The 16,117-nt window shown below is 72.9% G+C and carries 14 protein-coding genes; 12 read left to right on the plus strand and 2 right to left on the minus strand.

Annotated elements, in window-relative coordinates:
• Window position 1: 1 nt before the first annotated feature.
• Window positions 2–1,279, plus strand: coding sequence for a tryptophan synthase subunit beta (gene trpB / locus VF202_13165; GenBank protein ID HEX7041064.1), 1,278 nt, complete (start codon window positions 2–4; stop codon window positions 1,277–1,279).
• Window positions 1,276–2,160, plus strand: coding sequence for a tryptophan synthase subunit alpha (gene trpA, locus VF202_13170; GenBank protein ID HEX7041065.1), 885 nt, complete (start codon window positions 1,276–1,278; stop codon window positions 2,158–2,160). The genes trpB and trpA overlap by 4 nt, the downstream gene beginning before the upstream one ends.
• Window positions 2,161–2,303: 143 nt before the next feature.
• On the opposite strand, the gene VF202_13175 is transcribed toward trpA, so the two are convergent.
• Both VF202_13175 and VF202_13180 read right to left on the minus strand, forming a co-directional pair.
• On the minus strand, window positions 2,304–2,975 hold the full coding sequence (locus tag VF202_13175) for a septal ring lytic transglycosylase RlpA family protein (protein ID HEX7041066.1): 672 nt from the start codon (window positions 2,973–2,975) through the stop codon (window positions 2,304–2,306).
• Between the two features lie 51 nt (window positions 2,976–3,026).
• Window positions 3,027–3,179 (minus strand): hypothetical protein, encoded by a 153-nt coding sequence (locus VF202_13180; protein ID HEX7041067.1) that lies wholly within the window; start codon window positions 3,177–3,179, stop codon window positions 3,027–3,029.
• A gap of 162 nt (window positions 3,180–3,341) precedes the next feature.
• Here VF202_13180 and VF202_13185 point away from each other — a divergent pair, with 162 nt between their 5' ends.
• The 10 genes from VF202_13185 to ilvD all read left to right on the plus strand — a co-directional run bounded on the left by VF202_13185 (window position 3,342) and on the right by ilvD (window position 16,113).
• Window positions 3,342–4,151: a TatD family hydrolase gene (locus tag VF202_13185; GenBank protein ID HEX7041068.1), complete on the plus strand. Its 810-nt coding sequence runs from the start codon at window positions 3,342–3,344 to the stop codon at window positions 4,149–4,151.
• Window positions 4,148–5,062: an alpha/beta hydrolase gene (locus VF202_13190; protein ID HEX7041069.1), complete on the plus strand. Its 915-nt coding sequence runs from the start codon at window positions 4,148–4,150 to the stop codon at window positions 5,060–5,062. The genes VF202_13185 and VF202_13190 overlap by 4 nt, the downstream gene beginning before the upstream one ends.
• Window positions 5,063–5,239: 177 nt before the next feature.
• Window positions 5,240–5,719, plus strand: a complete 480-nt coding sequence (locus VF202_13195) for a YqeG family HAD IIIA-type phosphatase (GenBank protein HEX7041070.1) — start codon at window positions 5,240–5,242, stop codon at window positions 5,717–5,719.
• Window positions 5,720–5,721: 2 nt separating this feature from the next.
• The gene (locus VF202_13200; protein HEX7041071.1) at window positions 5,722–8,385 is read left to right on the plus strand and encodes an ATPase, T2SS/T4P/T4SS family; all 2,664 of its coding nucleotides are present in this window, start codon (window positions 5,722–5,724) and stop codon (window positions 8,383–8,385) included.
• 296 nt (window positions 8,386–8,681) lie between these two features.
• A complete protein-coding gene (locus tag VF202_13205) occupies window positions 8,682–9,878 on the plus strand; it encodes a type IV pilus twitching motility protein PilT (protein HEX7041072.1) in 1,197 nt (398 codons plus the stop codon).
• 36 nt (window positions 9,879–9,914) lie between these two features.
• The gene (locus tag VF202_13210; GenBank protein ID HEX7041073.1) at window positions 9,915–11,027 is read left to right on the plus strand and encodes a sugar-transfer associated ATP-grasp domain-containing protein; all 1,113 of its coding nucleotides are present in this window, start codon (window positions 9,915–9,917) and stop codon (window positions 11,025–11,027) included.
• Window positions 11,028–11,235: 208 nt separating this feature from the next.
• Complete coding sequence (gene leuC, locus VF202_13215) at window positions 11,236–12,669, plus strand: 3-isopropylmalate dehydratase large subunit (GenBank protein HEX7041074.1); 1,434 nt, start codon at window positions 11,236–11,238, stop codon at window positions 12,667–12,669.
• Window positions 12,666–13,274, plus strand: coding sequence for a 3-isopropylmalate dehydratase small subunit (locus VF202_13220; protein HEX7041075.1), 609 nt, complete (start codon window positions 12,666–12,668; stop codon window positions 13,272–13,274). The genes leuC and VF202_13220 overlap by 4 nt, the downstream gene beginning before the upstream one ends.
• 72 nt (window positions 13,275–13,346) lie before the next feature.
• Window positions 13,347–14,438, plus strand: coding sequence for a 3-isopropylmalate dehydrogenase (gene leuB, locus VF202_13225; GenBank protein HEX7041076.1), 1,092 nt, complete (start codon window positions 13,347–13,349; stop codon window positions 14,436–14,438).
• Window positions 14,431–16,113: a dihydroxy-acid dehydratase gene (gene ilvD, locus VF202_13230; GenBank protein HEX7041077.1), complete on the plus strand. Its 1,683-nt coding sequence runs from the start codon at window positions 14,431–14,433 to the stop codon at window positions 16,111–16,113. Before leuB ends, ilvD begins: the two co-directional genes overlap by 8 nt.
• The last annotated feature ends 4 nt before the right edge of the window (window positions 16,114–16,117 follow it).

Consider the following 16,117-nt stretch of genomic DNA (forward strand, 5'->3'; position numbering starts at 1 on the left):
CATGGACGAGACAGCCGTGCTGCCGCGGGGACTGCCGGACTTCCCGCTGCCCGACGCCCGCGGACGCTTCGGCCGCTTCGGCGGGCGGTACGTGCCAGAGACCCTGGTGCCGGCGCTGCAAGCGCTGGAGGCCGCGTACCGCGAGGCGAAGCACGACCCCGGCTTCGTCGCCGACCTGCGGCACGTGCTGCGCGAGTACGTCGGCCGCCCCTCGCCGCTCTACGCCGCCGAGAACCTCACGCGCCAGCTTGGCGGCGCGCGCCTCTACCTGAAGCGCGAGGACCTCAACCACACCGGCGCGCACAAGATCAACAACACCGTCGGACAGGCGCTCCTCGCCCGCCGCATGGGCCTGAGGCGCATCGTCGCCGAGACCGGCGCCGGCCAGCACGGCGTGGCGGCGGCGACGGCCGCGGCGCTCTTCGGCCTCAGCTGCGTCGTCTACATGGGCGAGGAGGACGTCCGGCGCCAGGAGCTGAACGTCTACCGCATGCGCCTGCTCGGAGCCGAGGTCGTGAGCGTGTCGTCCGGCACGCGCACCCTCAAGGACGCCACGAACGAGGCCATCCGCGACTGGGTCACGAACGTGCGCGACACCTTCTACGTGCTCGGCTCTGTCGTGGGCCCCCACCCCTACCCCATGCTCGTCCGCGACCTGCAGAGCGCGATCGGCTACGAGGTCATGGACCAGCTCGAGGCGCGCGAGGGGCGGCGCGTGCCCGACGTCCTGGTCGCCTGCGTGGGCGGCGGCAGCAACGCCATCGGCCTGTTCGCGCCGTTCGCCTACCTGCCCGCCGCCGAGCGCCCCCGCCTGGTGGGCGTCGAGGCCGGCGGTCGCGGCCTGTCGAGCGGCGAGCACGCCGCCAGCATCGCCGGCGGCAAGACGGGCGTGCTGCACGGCTCCCTCATGTACCTGCTCTCGGACGACGGCGGTCAGGTCTCGCCGCCGCACTCGGTGTCCGCCGGTCTCGACTACCCCGGCGTCGGCCCGGAGCACAGCTACTACGCCGAGACGGGCGTGGCCGAGTACGCCGTAGCGACCGACGCGGAGGCGCTCGACGCCTTCGAGCTCCTGGCGCGCACCGAGGGCATCGTGCCGGCCCTGGAGAGCGCGCACGCCGTCGCGCACGCGGCCAAGCTGGCGCCGACGCTGCCGCGGGACGCGGTCATGGTCGTGAACCTCTCCGGGCGCGGCGACAAGGACGTCGCCGAGGTCAGCCGCCTGCGCGGCGGCGTCGCCGGGGCCGCGACGCCGGCCGCGGCGGGAGCGAGCCGATGAGCGGCGGCGCCGACGGCGGGAGCGGGCCCGCGGGCGCGCGCGGCGGGACGGGCCCGGTGGAGCGGGGCACGACCGACGGGGGGACGAGCGCAGGCGGCGGCGTCGCCCGCATCGAGGCGGCGTTCGACGCGGCCGGGCGCGAGGGACGAGCGGCGTTCGTCCCCTACCTCACCGCCGGCTTCCCCGACCGCGAGGGCTTCCTGGGCCACGCCGAGGCCCTGCTGGAGCACGGCGACCTCCTCGAGGTCGGGCTGCCGTTCTCAGACCCCCTGGGCGACGGGCCGACGGTCCAGCGCGCCTCGGAGCGGGCGCTGGCGGCCGGGGTCGGCGCGCCGGAGACCCTCGAGCTCGTCGCCGCCCTGCGCCGGCGGACCGACAAGCCGCTCGTCGTGATGTCGTACTACAACCCCATCTACTGCTACCCCGGCGGCGAGGCCGGCTTCGTGGACGACCTGAGGGCTGCTGGCGGCGACGGCATGATCCTCCCCGACCTGCCGCCCGACGAGGGCGAGTCGCTGATCGCCGCCGCCAGGAGGGCCGACCTCGGCACCGTGTTCCTCGCCGCCCCCACGTCAACCGACGAGCGCCTGGCGCTGGTGGCGGGGGCCTGCCGCGGCTTCGTCTACGCCGTCAGCGTCACGGGCGTCACGGGCGTGCGCGACAGCCTCCCGCCCGAGCTCGAGGAGCTCGTCGCCAGGACGCGGTCCGCGGGCGGCCGGAACGTGGCCGTGGGGTTCGGGGTGGCCAGCGCCGCGACGGCGCGCCGCGTCGCCCGCGTGGCCGACGGCGTCGTCGTGGGCTCGGCGATCGTCAGGGCCGTCGAGGAGGGCAGGGACCTCAGTGAGCTGGCGCGCGAGCTGCGCGCGGGCTGCGAGCGCTGACGCGGGCGAGCCGGTTCGCGGGCCGGCGGGACGCCGGTCGGGACGAGCCGCACGCGACCGCCGACCCCGAGCGTCCGGCGCGGTGTCCGCGCCCTCCGGTCACCGGCGCCGGCGGACCCGCCGGTCCTCCGGCGCAGCGGCCCTCAGTCGCCCAGAACCGTGACCTCGGAGCCGACTACGGCGAACAGGTCGTAGGCGAGCAGGAGGTCCGCCGGCATGCCCGTCGGCACGTCCTGGCTCACGACGCGCACGACGATCGGCGGGCGCCCGGCGGGCGGCTCCAGCACCAGCAGCGTGCCGACGGGGTGGTAGCGGGACATCGCCTCGTAGCCCCTGAGCTTGCCGAAGGCCGCGACGCGCACCATCCCGGCCGGCAGGCTCATGACCTCGAGCCTCACGTCGGCCGTGCCCGCGCCCGTCATGCCGATCGCCTCGGCCGCCGCGCGCGAGAGGTCGATGACGCGGCCGGCCTTGAACGGTCCCCTGTCGTTGATGCGCACGACGACGCTGCGGCCGTTGTCGAGGTTGAGGACGCGCACCAGCGTGCCGAACGGCAGCTCGCGATGAGCGGCCGTCAGCTGGCTCGGGTCGAAGACCTCGCCGCTGGCCGTGAGCCGCCCGGCGAAGCCCGGCCCGTACCACGAGGCCTTGCCCTCCTGAACCCGGAAGGGCGGCGCCTGGGTCTCGACGACGAAGGCGGTCGGCGTGGCGTCGGAGCGGGCCACCGCGGGCGCGCAGGCGGCGAACAGGAGCGTGCAGCCGAGCAGCGTCAGGGGGGCGAGGCGTCGTGACGAAGAGACCCGGCGCGCGTGCACGACCGATGTTACTGGCACGCGCGCCGGGTCGGGTGTGAACGTCTTCCGGGCTCAGGCCCAGGTGCGCCGAGCGAGCTCCTTCTGGCACAGCACGAACGCCTCGTAGTCCTCGATCTCGGCGGTGCCGTCGGTGATGGCGGTCTCGCACTTGGAGATGATCTCGGACAGCTCCTCGTTGCTGTAGTACCGGATGGCTTCGGCCATCGGACGACTCTGTACCATCCTGCTCCTCGTTCCTGGTCGGCGATCGACCATCGCTCTCTGCGGCGCAAGGTAGCAGCGGCCTTCTTACAGAACTCTCACCCAACGGTCATCCGGGCCCGCCGTCCACCGCGGCTCGCGCAGCGGCGGCTATCGTGAGGCGCTATGACCGATTCCCACTGCCACCTCACGCGGCTGGCCGACCCCGACGCCGCCGTGGACGGCGCGGGCCTGGCCTGGATCGTCACGGTGGGCACCTCGCTCGAGGACTCGCGCGCGGCCCTGGAGCTGGCGCGGCGCCTGCGCCGCGTGCGCGTGGCCGTCGGCGTGCACCCGAACGAGGCCTCGTACGCCCGCGACCCCCGCGTGCGGCGCGGCCTCGCGGAGCTGGCCGCGGACCCGCTCGTGGTGGCCATCGGCGAAACGGGCTTCGACACGCACTGGCGGGAGGAGACGCTGGAGACGCAGCGCGCGGCCTTCGACTGGCACGCGGAGCTGGCCGAGAGGACGGGCAAGCCGCTGGTCCTCCACGTCAGGGACCGGCAGGGCGCCGAAGACGCCAGCCGCGCCGCGGCCGCCGCGATCAGGGAGGCCGGCGTGAGGCGCGGGGTGCTGCACTGCTTCAACGGCCACCTGGGCCTCATGGAGGCCGGCCTGGAGCTCGGCTGGCACGTCTCCTTCGCCGGCAACCTCACCTACAGGTCGTCCGCGGCGCTCCGCGAGGCGGCCCGCGCCGCGCCCGAGGACAGGCTGCTGGTCGAGACCGACAGCCCGTTCCTCTCCCCCGTCCCGCACCGCGGCGAGCCGAACACGCCGGCGCACGTGAGGCTCACGGCCGCCGCGCTCGCCGAGGCTCGCGGCGCCGACCCGGCCGCGCTGGAGGACGCGCTCGACGCGAACGCCGCCGCGCTGTTCGGCTGGGGCGCCGGCGTCGCGGGCGCCGGCGCCGCGGAGGGCGACGGGGTGCCGCGGTGATCCCGGGGCGCGACGGCGAGCGCCAGGGCTTCCGCGACGAGGCCCTGCGCGTCGACGTGGCGCTCGACGCCAGCGGCGCCGCGGCCTACCGGGGCGCGCGCCCGGCGAGCCTCTACGTCGAGCGCGTCGGTCCCGTGGGCGCCCCCACCGTCTACTACCTGCACGGCGGGCCGGGCTACAACGCCGCCTCGTTCCGCGAGATCGCCGGCGGCGACCTGGAGGACCTCGACGTCGTCTACGCCGACCAGCGCGGCGCGGGGCGCAGCACGGGCGAGGGCGGCAGCGACGTCGGCCTGCTGGCGGCGGACGTCTTCGCCGTCATGGACGCCCTGGGCGTCGCGCGGGCCGCACTGCTCGCGCACGGCTTCGGCGCCCTCGTCGCGCTGCGGGCGGCGCGCACCGCCCCGGAACGGGTCACCAGGCTCGTGCTCGTCAACCCCTGGGTCTCGATGCCGCAGCTCGCCCGCGACCTGCACGCCGAGGCTACTGGCACCCGGAGCGGACCCGCCGAGGAGCCCGCCGACCCCCGCGCGCTCGTCGACGAGGCCTTCGGGCTCGTGAACCCCAAGGTGCTGTTCGACGCCATGCAGTTCCCCTCGGCGAAGTCGCGGCTGTTCCTCGAGCACGTCGACGCCGTGGCGCTCTCGGGCGAGACGCCGGAGGACGTCGACGACGCCGTGTGGCTGGCCGAGGGCCTGCACGACCTGCGCGCCGCGGCGGCGAGCGGCGTCACCGTCGTCCTCCTCGCGGGGCGGCTCGACAGGACCAGCTACCCCGGCCAGGCCGAGCTGGTGCTCGAGGCCGCGCCGGGCGCCACCTTCGCGCTGCTAGACGCCGGCCACTACCCCTGGATCGACGACGAGGGGTTCGCCGCCACGCTGCGCGAGGCCCTCACGGGGGGGCTCGGCTGACGGCGGGAGCGGCCGGGCTCGGGACGGCGTCGGCCGGGCCGACGGCACGCTCGAGGCCTGGCCGCCGGCCCGCCACACCAGGCGTCGGCCGGCCGCCCCACGGCCCCCGCCCGGCCGCCCCACGGCCCCCGCCCGGCCGGTAAGAGACCGGTCAGAGCGGGGTGATACACTCCCCCGATGCTCCGCCCGGACGTACGCGTCGACAGCCTGGCGCAGGTCACGCCCGACCTGCTGCGCCGGCTGGGCGTGAGCCACGCGCTCCTCGACCTCGACGACACGCTGGTCGCCTCCGACCGCGACGAGCACGTCGCGGAGGCCCCGCTGCTCGTGAGCCGGCTCATAGACGCCGGCTTCGGCGTGGCGATCCTCTCCAACGGCAAGCCGGAGCGCGTCGCGCGCGTGTCGCGGCTCCTCGGCGTGCCCGGCGTCGCCCTGGCGGGCAAGCCGTTCGGCTGGGCGTTCCGCAGGGCACTCGGCCTGCTGCCCGGCGCCTCGCCGGCCACGACGGCGATGGTCGGGGACCAGCTCTTCACCGACGTGCTGGGCGCCAAGCGCGCCGGGCTCGTCACCGTCCTCGTCAGGCCGCTGACCCAGGGTAAGCTTCCTCATACCAGGCTCGCCCGCCGGCTTGAGAGAATGATCCTCGAGGAGCGTTGACCTTGGCAGTCCTCTCGATCGGCGACAAGAGGCTTGGCGCCGTCCTACTCGAGCGTGGCTACGTCACCGACGACGCGCTGCAGCAGGCGATCGCGCGCCACGCCGAGGTCGGCGGCAGGCTCGCCGACATACTGATGCAGCTCGGCGTGATCTCCGAGCAGCGCATCGCCCGCGCCGTCGAGGAGTCGATAGGCATCCCCCTCGTGAACCTCCCCCGCGTCGACGTCATGGCCGACGCGCTGGCGAAGGTGCCCGCGACGCTCGCGGCCGAGCTGCTGGCCATGCCGTTCGCGATCGACGGCGACCGCCTCAGGGTCGCCTTCGTCGACCCGCTCGACGCGCTGCTGATAGAAGAGGTGGAGGACGCCTCCGGCTGCCTCGTGGAGCCCTACCAGGCCCTCCACAAGGAGATCATGTGGGCGCTCGCGACCTACTACCCGGAGCTGGGGCTCGAGCCGCCCGTCGACGTCGAGGTCGACATCAGCCAGCGGCTGGGCAACCTGGCGGTCTCGCGCGGCCTCGTCACGCCCGAGCAGCTCGAGGCCGCGATCGCCGAGCAGCAGCGCACCGGCGGACTGCTGGGACGCATCCTCGTGCAGTCCGGCGCCCTCGACGAGGAGCAGCTGGCCCAGCTCCTGGCCGAGCAGATGGGCATCGCCTACCTGCCCGACCTCGACGACGAGCCGGTCTCCGACAAGCTGGGCAGCCAGCTCCTCAGGCTCGACGCCGTGCAGTTCTCGGCGGTCCCCTACAAGATGGACGGCGACGTCCTCGTCGTGGCGATCGCCGACCCGCGGCGCATGGCCGACATCGAGGCGATCGTCAACAGGCCGGTCCGCTTCGTCGCCGCGCCGGAGGGCGCCGTCCAGAAGCGCATCGACAGGCTCTACGCCGACGACAAGGGCCGCCTCGGCGAGACCCTGCTGCAGAGCCGGCGGCTGAAGCGCGAGCAGCTCAGGCGCGCGCTCGAGGAACAGACCAAGCTGGGCAGCGTCAAGCCGCTCGGCGAGATCCTCGTCGACCTGGGCTACGTCACGCAGGCCGACGTCGACGAGGCGCTGAACAAGCAGCGGGCCGGCGGCGGCAGGCTCGAGGACACGCTCGTCCAGTCCGGGAAGATCAGCCCCGACATGCTCGCCCGCAGCCTGGCGATGCAGCTCGGCTTCCCGTTCATCGAGGAGAACGTCCAGGTCGACCCCTACGCGGTGAGCCTGGTGCCCGAGGCGACGGCGCGTCGCTACACGGCCATGCCCGTGCGCCTGGAGGGCAACACCCTCGTGGTGGCGATGAAGGACCCGCGCCACGTGTTCGCCCTCGACGACATCCAGCTCATCACCGGCCGCGAGATCCAGCCGGCGGTCGCGACCGAGGAGACGCTCACGCGCCTCCTCAACCGCTACTACCGCGACGGCGCCGACATGGACGAGCTGGCGCGCGCCGTGGTCGAGGAGGTCGCCAGCGGGCGCGCACAGGAGGAGGCCGAGGAGGACAGCTCGGCCATCGACGACAACGCGCTCGTGCGCGTCGTCAACAACATCATCCGCGACGCCATCATCAACGACATCTCCGACATACACATCGAGCCGCGGCCCGAGCGCGTCGTCGTGCGCGTGCGCAAGGACGGCTCCTTGCGCGAGTACATGACGATGCCGAAGGTGACGGCCCCGGCGCTGTCCTCGCGCATCAAGATCATGGGCGGCCTCAACATCGCCGAGCGCAGGCTGCCGCAGGACGGCCGCGTGCGCTTCAGGGACAAGAACCTCGAGGTCGACCTCCGCCTCTCGACGCTGCCCACCGTCTACGGCGAGAAGTCGGTGATGCGCATCCTGAAGAAGGCGACAGACATCCCCGAGATCGAGGACCTCGGCTTCGCCGACTACAACTTCCAGAGCTTCGAGGACCTGATCAAGAAGCCGTACGGCATGTTCCTGATCACCGGCCCCACCGGCTCGGGCAAGTCGTTCACGACGTTCTCGATCCTCAAGCGCATCGCCACGCCAGACGTGAACGTCACGACGATCGAGGACCCCGTCGAGTACGAGATCCCCGGCATCAACCAGACGCAGGTGAACATCAAGGCCGGGCTCGACTTCGCCAGGGCGCTGAGGGCGTTCCTGCGGCAGGACCCGGACATCATCATGGTCGGTGAGATCCGCGACCACGAGACCGCCAAGATCTCCATGGAGGCCGCCCTCACCGGCCACCTGCTCATCGCGACGCTGCACACGAACGACGCCGCCGGCGCCGTCACGCGCCTCACCGAGATGGGCATCGAGCCGTTCAACGTCTCGGCGTCCCTGCTGGGCGTCCTCGCCCAGCGCCTCGTCCGCAAGGTGTGCCAGGACTGCAAGGTCGCCTCGACCCCTGAGCCGGACGTCCTCAGGCGCCTCGGCCTCTCCGACGAGGAGATCAAGGGCAAGGTCCTCTACCGCGGCGTCGGCTGCGAGAAGTGCGGCGGCAGCGGCTACAACGGGCGCCACGCGATCCACGAGCTCCTCGTCGTCGACGACGAGATCAGGACCGCGATCGTCAAGGAGGCGTCGGCGTTCGAGATCAGGGAGCTCGCGATCTCGCGCGGCATGCGGACCCTGCGCGACGACGGCATCCACAAGGCCCTGCAGGGCATCACGACGCTCGAGGAGGTCCTCGCGCGCACCGCCGAGTGAGCCCCTGGCAGGTGTGCGATTCGTCAGAGCACCGTGACAGCGCCGCCCCTATGGTGATGCCCTAGTGAGAGGACCGGAGCGGCGACATGGCTGACCAGACCAGGTCCACGCAGATCCAGATGACCGCTGACGTCGTCGGCGTCGAGGCGAACCACCATGGCTGACCAGATCAGGTCCACACAGATCTTCATGACCGGCGACATCGTCGGTTTCGAGGCGAACCACCATGGCTGACCAGATCAGGTCCACCCAGATCTTCATGACCGGCGACATCGTCGGTTTCGAGGCGAACCACCATGGCTGACCAGATCAGGTCCACGCAGATACAGGCCGACATCGTCGACCTCCTGAAGATCGCCATAGAGCGCAGGGCCTCCGACCTCCTGCTCACCGTGGGGCTGCCGCCCATGCTGCGGATCCACGGCGAGTGGCGGCCCACCGAGCACGAGGTGCTGACCCCCACGATGACGCGGCGGCTGATGTACGCGCTGATGGACGAGAAGAAGCAGCGCAACTTCGAGGAGCGCAAGGACCTCGACTTCTCGTTCTCGCTGTCGGGCCACGGGCGCTTCCGCGTCAACGTGTTCGTGCAGCGCGGCTCCGTCGGCGGCGTGATGCGCACGATCTCCGAGGAGGTCATGACGTTCGCGCAGCTCGGCCTGCCCGAGGAGGTCGCGAACGTCGCCCGCCTGCCGCGCGGGCTCGTGCTGGTGACGGGGCCCACCGGCTCGGGCAAGTCGACGACGCTGGCGACGATGATCGACCTCATCAACACCGAGTACGCCAAGCACATCGTCACGGTCGAGGACCCGATCGAGTTCTTCCACCGCCACAAGCAGTCGATCATCAACCAGCGCGAGGTGGGCGAGGACACGCAGAGCTTCAACAACGCGCTGCGCAGCGTCCTCCGGCAGGCGCCCGACGTGATCCTCGTGGGCGAGATGCGCGACTACGAGACGATCGGCGCCGCCGTGACAGCGGCCGAGACGGGCCACCTCGTCATGGGCACGCTGCACACGAACACCGCCGCCGAGGCCATCGACCGCATCATCGACGTCTTCCCCGAGGCGCAGCAGGAGCAGGTGCGCGTGCAGCTCGCGAACAACCTGCAGGCGATCCTCACGCAGCAGCTCGTGCCGCGGATGAACGGCGAGGGACGCGTGCTGGCGTACGAGTTCCTCATCGCCACCCCGGCCATCAGGAACCAGATCCGCGAGGGCAAGACGCACCAGATCCCCGGCTCCATCCAGACGAGCGGCCAGCTCGGCATGATCACGATGGACGCCTGCCTGGCCGAGCTCCACCTGAAGAAGATGATCTCCTTCGAGACCGGCCTGGCGCGCGCCGTCGACGCCAAGGAGTTCGAGCGTCTCGTCTCGACGGGAGGCATCGCCGGCCAGAACGGCGGCGTGACCCCGACACCGCGCGTCGGCGGCGACCTCGGGCGCGTGAGCGGGCCGCCCCCGATCGGTCGCGCCGGACGCACCGGCTGAGGCCAGCCCGAGCCAACTGACAGGGGGTGCCCCACCATGAGGGCGCTCCGCCTGCTCAAGGACGCGGCCAAGGCCTACCTCGACCGCTCCGGCCTGCCCTACGGGCAGCGCTTCCGCATGACGCGGCTCGGGTTCGCGCCCGAGTCGTACGTCATCTACGAGTTCGACCGCAACGACCCGGCCGACTACCTGCCGAGCAGCCTCTGGGCCCCCCTCCACCGGCTGAACGGGCCCGTGGTCACCGAGATGCTCTCGAACAAGCTGCTCTTCTGGTACGCGTTCGCCGGCGACGTGCCGATGCCCGCCGTGCTGGCCGCCGTCGTGAGCGGGCACGTGCGGCCCGTCGCCGACACCGCGCTGCGCAGCGCCGGCGCCGTCCTGGAGCTCGCCGCCCAGCGCCCCCTGATCCTCAAGCCGATGGGCGGCCAGAAGGGGAAGCGCGTCCACAGGCTCGAGTCGGAGGGCGGCCGGTACCTCCTCGACCACGCGCCGGTCGGCCGCGCCGAGGCGGAGGCGGCGCTCCTCGAGGGCGCCGCGACCCTCGTCGTCGAGCTGGCCCAGCAGGCGCCGTACGCCGCCGCCTTCAACCCGGGCAGCGTGAACACGATGCGGGTCGTGACCTTCGGGGGCGAGGGCACGGGCTACGCGCCGTTCGTCGCGGCCATCGCGCACCGCTTCGGGCGCGAGGGCACGGGACCCGTCGACAACGTCTCCTCGGGCGGCCTGATCGCCCGGGTCGACCTGGAGACCTACGAGATCGGCCCCGCGGCCGGCTACCCCTTCGGCGCGAGGAGGCTCGTCTGGTACGACGAGCACCCCGACACCGGAGCGCGGATCGCCGGCGCCGTCGTGCCCGGGGCGGCGGCGGTCGTCGAACGCCTCCTGCGCCTCATGGAGGCGCACCCGTACCTCGTCTACGTCGGCTGGGACGTCGTGCTCACCGACGAGCGCGGGGGCTTCAGCGTGATCGAGGCGAACTACGGCGCAGGCCTGCAGATCCAGATGGTCGGCTTCCGCTACCTGCGCGACGAGCGCGTCGTCGCGTTCCTCGGGCACCACGGCCTGCTGGACCAGGTCCCCGTCCTGCGCCGCCCGCCCGCGGCGGCGGGCCGGTCCGCCGGCGGACCGCCGGGCCGTCCAGCGGGTTGACCGGCCTCGCGACGGCCGCGATATACTCCGCGCCATGCCCCTGGACAGCGTCAGCGCCCTGCTAGGCGTGGCGCGCCGCCTGAAGCTAGGCGGCGCGGGGTCGCAGGGTTAGGACGCGCGCGCCCGGCGCGCCGGTTCGCACCGCCACGACCCCCGGCCCCACCCGCGGCCGGGGGTCTTCCACTTACTGCGGGCACGAGAGGTGACGATGCCACAGCGGCCGAAGAGCCTGCTCGACAAGGTGTGGGACGCCCATGCGGTCCGCACCCTGCGGAGCGGTCAGACACAGCTCTTCATCGACACGCACCTGGTCCACGAGGTCACGAGCCCGCAGGCGTTCGCGATGCTGCGCGACCTGGGGCTTGAGGTGCTGATGCCCGAGCGCACGTTCGCGACGGTCGACCACATCGTGCCGACGCACACGCGCGTCGAGCCGTTCGAGGACCCCATGGCCGCCGCGATGATCGCCCACCTCAGGCGGAACGTGGCCGAGCACGGCATCGCGTTCTTCGACGTCGGCACCGGGAGGCAGGGCATCGTGCACATGGTCGGCCCCGAGCTGGGCCTCACGCAGCCCGGCACGACGATCGCCTGCGGCGACAGCCACACCAGCACGCACGGGGCTTTCGGGGCCATCGCGTTCGGCATCGGCACCACGCAGGTGCGCGACGTCCTCGCCACGCAGACGCTGGCGCTGTCGAAGCCGAAGCTGAGGCGCATCGAGGTGAACGGGCGCCTGGGCCCCGGCGTCTACGCCAAGGACGTGATCCTCCACATCATCAGGACGCTCGGCGTGAAGGGCGGGGTCGGCTACGCCTACGAGTACGCCGGCGACGTCTTCGACGCGATGAGCATGGAGGAGCGCATGACCGTCTGCAACATGTCCATCGAGGGCGGCGCGCGCTTCGGCTACGTGCAGCCCGACGAGACGACGGTCGCGTACCTGCGCGGACGCGAGTACGCCCCGCGGGGCGACGCCTGGGACGCGGCGGTCGAGCGCTGGCTCTCGTTCCGGTCCGACCCGGGGTGCGAGTACGACGACGTCGTCGAGATCCGGGCCGAGGACGTGCCGCCCACGGTCACCTGGGGCATCAACCCCGGACAGTCGGTCGCGATCGACGAGCCGGTGCCGCGGCCCGAGGACGTGCCAGAGGGCGAGCGGGCGTCGGTGGCCGAGGCGCTGGCGCACATGAAGCTCGAGGGCGGCCGGCCCCTGGTGGGCACGCCGGTGGACGTGGCCTTCCTGGGCTCCTGCACGAACGCGCGGCTCTCCGACTTCGTCGAGGTGGCCAAGGTGCTCGCCGGCCGCCGCGTGCACCCGCGCGTGAAGGCGATCGCCGTGCCCGGCTCCGAGCACGTCAAGAGCGAGTGCGAGCGGATCGGCATCGACCGGGTCTTCAAGGCCGCCGGCTTCGAGTGGCGCGACGCGGGCTGCTCGATGTGCCTGGCGATGAACCCCGACAAGCTCGTAGGCGACCAGCTCTGCGCCTCGTCTTCCAACCGCAACTTCAAGGGCAGGCAGGGCTCCCCCACCGGACGCACCGTGCTGATGAGCCCCGTGATGGTCGCCGCCGCGGCCGTCACCGGCGTGGTCTCCGACGCCCGCGAGGTGTTCGGCGTGGGCCGCGAGGTCGTGGCGTGAGCGCGTTCCAGCCCGTCGTCCGCGTCGTCGGCAGGGCCGTGGCGGTGCCGGGGAACGACATCGACACCGACCGCATCATCCCCGCCCGGTACCTCAAGAGCGTCACCTTCGACGACCTCGGCGCGGCGCTGTTCGTCGACGAGCGCTTCGCGCCGGACGGCACGCCGAAGGGCCATCCGCTCGACGACCCGGCGCGCGCCGGCGCCACCGTTCTCGTCAGCGGCGCGAACTTCGGCTGCGGCTCGAGCCGCGAGCACGCCCCGCAGGCCATCTACCGCGCCGGCTTCAGGGCGGTGGTGGCCGGGAGCTTCGCCGAGATCTTCTTCGGCAACGCCACGGGCATCGGCCTGGCCTGCGTGCGCCTGGCGGAGGGCGACCTCTCCGACCTCACGCGCCGCGTGCAGGAGGACCCGGCGCTGGCTGTCACCGTCGACCTCGCGGCCATGCGGGTGGAGGCCGGCGGGCGAGGTTACGCTGCCGCCATGCCGGACAGCGCCAGGAACGCACTGCTGACGGGCACCTACGACCCCCTCGCCGAGCTCCTCGAGGGCCTTCCCGACGTGCGGCGGACGGCCGCCTCCCTCGGGCACGAGGTGCGCCGGTGAACGCCAAGGCGAGCCGCCGGCGCGAGGTGCGCCCGTGAACGCCGCCCCCTCCCGCCGACGCGAGGCGCGTCCGTGACGGCGGCCAAGAAGACGATCGCCGTCCTGCCCGGGGACTTCGTCGGCCCGGAGGTCGTCGAGGCCGCGCTGGTGGCGTTGGACGCCGTGGCCGAGCGCTACGGCCTCGAGCTCGAGTACCGGCGCCTGCCTTTCGGCGGCGGCGCGCTCGCGGAGCACGGCACGGCGTTCCCGGAGCCGACGAGGGAGGCCGTGACGCGGGCCGACGCCGTCCTGCTCGGCTCCGTCGGCGGGCCGGTGGGCGACCACCCCTGGAACCGCCTGCCCCGCGAGCAGCGCGTCGAGACGGCGATCCTCGCCCTGCGCCGCCACCTCGGCGCCTTCGCGAACCTCAGGCCGGTGAAGGTCTTCCCCGGACTCGAGCGCCTCTCCCCCCTGCGCCCCGAGCGCGCGCGGTCCACCGACCTGGTGATCTTCCGCGAGCTCACCGGCGGCATCTACTTCGGCCGGCCGTCTCACAACCGCCCGGACCAGGGCCTCTCGACGATGGTCTACGAGCGGCACGAGGTCGAGCGGATCGCCCGGCTGGCCTTCGAGACCGCGCGCACGCGCCGCAACAGGGTCACGAACGTCGACAAGGCCAACGTGCTCGACGTCTCGCAGTTCTGGCGCGACGTCGTCGTCGAGGTGCACGAGCGCGAGTTCCCCGACGTCGAGCTGAACCACCTCTACGTCGACAACGCGGCGATGCAGGTCGTGCGCGACCCGGGAGCGTTCGACGTGCTGGTCATGGGCAACCTCTTCGGCGACATCCTCTCCGACCTCGCGGCCGTGATCCCCGGGAGCCTCGGCGTGCTGCCGTCGGCGAGCCTGGGCGGCCGGGTCGGCCTCTACGAGCCCGTGCACGGCAGCGCGCCGGACATCGCCGGCCAGGGCATCGCCAACCCCACGGGCACGATGCTCTCGGCCGCGATGATGCTGAGGCACAGCCTGGGCGCCCCCGAGGCGGCCGCGGCGCTGGAGGCGGCCGTCGCCGCGGCGCTGGCCGACGACCCGACCGTCGACCTCGGCGGCACGCGCGGCACGGCCGCGTTCACCGACGCGGTCGTGGCCGCAGTCGCGCGACAGGAGCCGGTGGCCCATGGCTGAGCGTCGTCTCGACCGCCGCAGCGCCGTCGTCACCAGCGGGCCAGAGCGCGCGCCGAACCGCGCGATGCTGCGGGCGGTGGGCTTCTCCGACCACGACTTCGGCAAGCCCATAGTCGGCATCGCCGACGGCCACTCGACGATCACGCCGTGCAACGCCGGCCTCAGGCGCCTGGCCGAGGCGGCGGCGGACGCCGTCCGCGCGGCCGGCGGCATGCCGCAGACGTTCGGGACGATCACCGTCTCCGACGGCATCTCGATGGGCACCGAGGGCATGAAGTGCAGCCTGGTGTCGCGCGAGGTCATCGCCGACTCGATCGAGACCGTGGGCCGCGGGCAGAGCATGGACGCCATGGTCGTGGTGGGCGGCTGCGACAAGAACATGCCCGGCGGGATGATCGCCCTGGCGCGCCTCGACGTGCCGTCCGTCTACGTCTACGGCGGCACGATCAAGCCCGGCCGGCTGGCCGGCGAGGACCTGACGATCGTCAGCGTCTTCGAGGCGGTGGGCGCGCACGCCGCCGGGCGCATCGAGCTCGAGACCCTGCGGGCGATCGAGGCGGCGGCCTGCCCCGGCCCGGGCTCCTGCGGCGGCATGTACACCGCGAACACGATGTCCTCGGCGATCGAGGCCCTGGGCATGAGCCTCCCCTACTCGAGCACGATGGCCGCCGAGGACGACGAGAAGCTGGAGAGCGCCCGCGCCAGCGGCGAGGCCGTGGTGAGGCTCGTCGAGCTCGGCCTCACGCCGCGGCGGATCATGACCAGGCGGGCGTTCGAGAACGCGATCCGCGTCGTCATGGCCGTCGGCGGCAGCACGAACGCCGTGCTGCACCTGCTCGCGATCGCGCACTCGCTGGGCGTGGCGCTCTCGATCGACGACTTCGAGGAGCTGCGCCGCACCACGCCCGTGCTGTGCGACCTCAAGCCCTCGGGGCGCTACGTCGCCACGGACCTCCACGCGGTGGGCGGCGTGCCGCTGGTGATGCGCATGCTCCTCGAGGCCGGGCTGCTGCACGGCGACTGCCTCACCGTGACCGGGAGGACGGTCGCCGAGAACCTGGTGGGCGTCCCGAACCAGCCGCCCGCCGGCCAGGACGTCGTGCGGCCCCTCTCCGCGCCGCTCTACCCCGTCGGCCACCTCAACGTGCTGCGCGGCAACCTGGCGCCGGAGGGCGCGGTCGCGAAGACCACGGGGCTGCGCTCGCGCCGCATCACCGGTCCCGCGCGCGTCTACGACGGCGAGGAGGACGCCATGGCGGCGATCCTCGGCCGCGAGGTGAGGCCGGGCGACGTCGTCGTGATCCGCTACGAGGGGCCGAAGGGCGGCCCGGGCATGCGCGAGATGCTGGCGCCGACCTCCGCGATCATCGGGCAGGGTCTGGGCGACTCGGTCGCGCTCGTCACCGACGGGCGCTTCTCGGGCGGCACCTACGGACTCGTCGTCGGCCACGTGGCGCCGGAGGCGGCCGTGGGCGGGCCGATCGCGCTGGTCGCGGAGGGCGACCTCATCACCATCGACGCCGACGAGAACCTGATCAGGCTCGAGGTCGACGACGCCGAGCTGGAGCGCCGGCGTGCGGCGTGGCGCCCGCCACCGCCGCGCTACACTACCGGCGTGCTGGCGAAGTACGCCAAGCTCGTATCCAGCGCCTCGGTCGGTGCCGTGACCGACTGACGCC

The organism is Trueperaceae bacterium, assembly GCA_036381035.1.
GTDB lineage: Bacteria > Deinococcota > Deinococci > Deinococcales > Trueperaceae > DASRWD01.

What these genes read in the sequence shown, in the direction of transcription:
- VF202_13180 (HEX7041067.1), bottom strand. Translation starts at nt 3,179, where the DNA reads ATGGCCGAAGCCATCCGGTACTACAGCAACGAGGAGCTGTCCGAGATC.
- VF202_13210 (HEX7041073.1), top strand. Translation starts at nt 9,915, where the DNA reads ATGAGGGCGCTCCGCCTGCTCAAGGACGCGGCCAAGGCCTACCTCGAC.
- trpA (HEX7041065.1), top strand. Translation starts at nt 1,276, where the DNA reads ATGAGCGGCGGCGCCGACGGCGGGAGCGGGCCCGCGGGCGCGCGCGGC.
- VF202_13185 (HEX7041068.1), top strand. Translation starts at nt 3,342, where the DNA reads ATGACCGATTCCCACTGCCACCTCACGCGGCTGGCCGACCCCGACGCC.
- VF202_13195 (HEX7041070.1), top strand. Translation starts at nt 5,240, where the DNA reads ATGCTCCGCCCGGACGTACGCGTCGACAGCCTGGCGCAGGTCACGCCC.
- leuC (HEX7041074.1), top strand. Translation starts at nt 11,236, where the DNA reads ATGCCACAGCGGCCGAAGAGCCTGCTCGACAAGGTGTGGGACGCCCAT.
- ilvD (HEX7041077.1), top strand. Translation starts at nt 14,431, where the DNA reads ATGGCTGAGCGTCGTCTCGACCGCCGCAGCGCCGTCGTCACCAGCGGG.
- trpB (HEX7041064.1), top strand. Translation starts at nt 2, where the DNA reads ATGGACGAGACAGCCGTGCTGCCGCGGGGACTGCCGGACTTCCCGCTG.
- VF202_13205 (HEX7041072.1), top strand. Translation starts at nt 8,682, where the DNA reads ATGGCTGACCAGATCAGGTCCACGCAGATACAGGCCGACATCGTCGAC.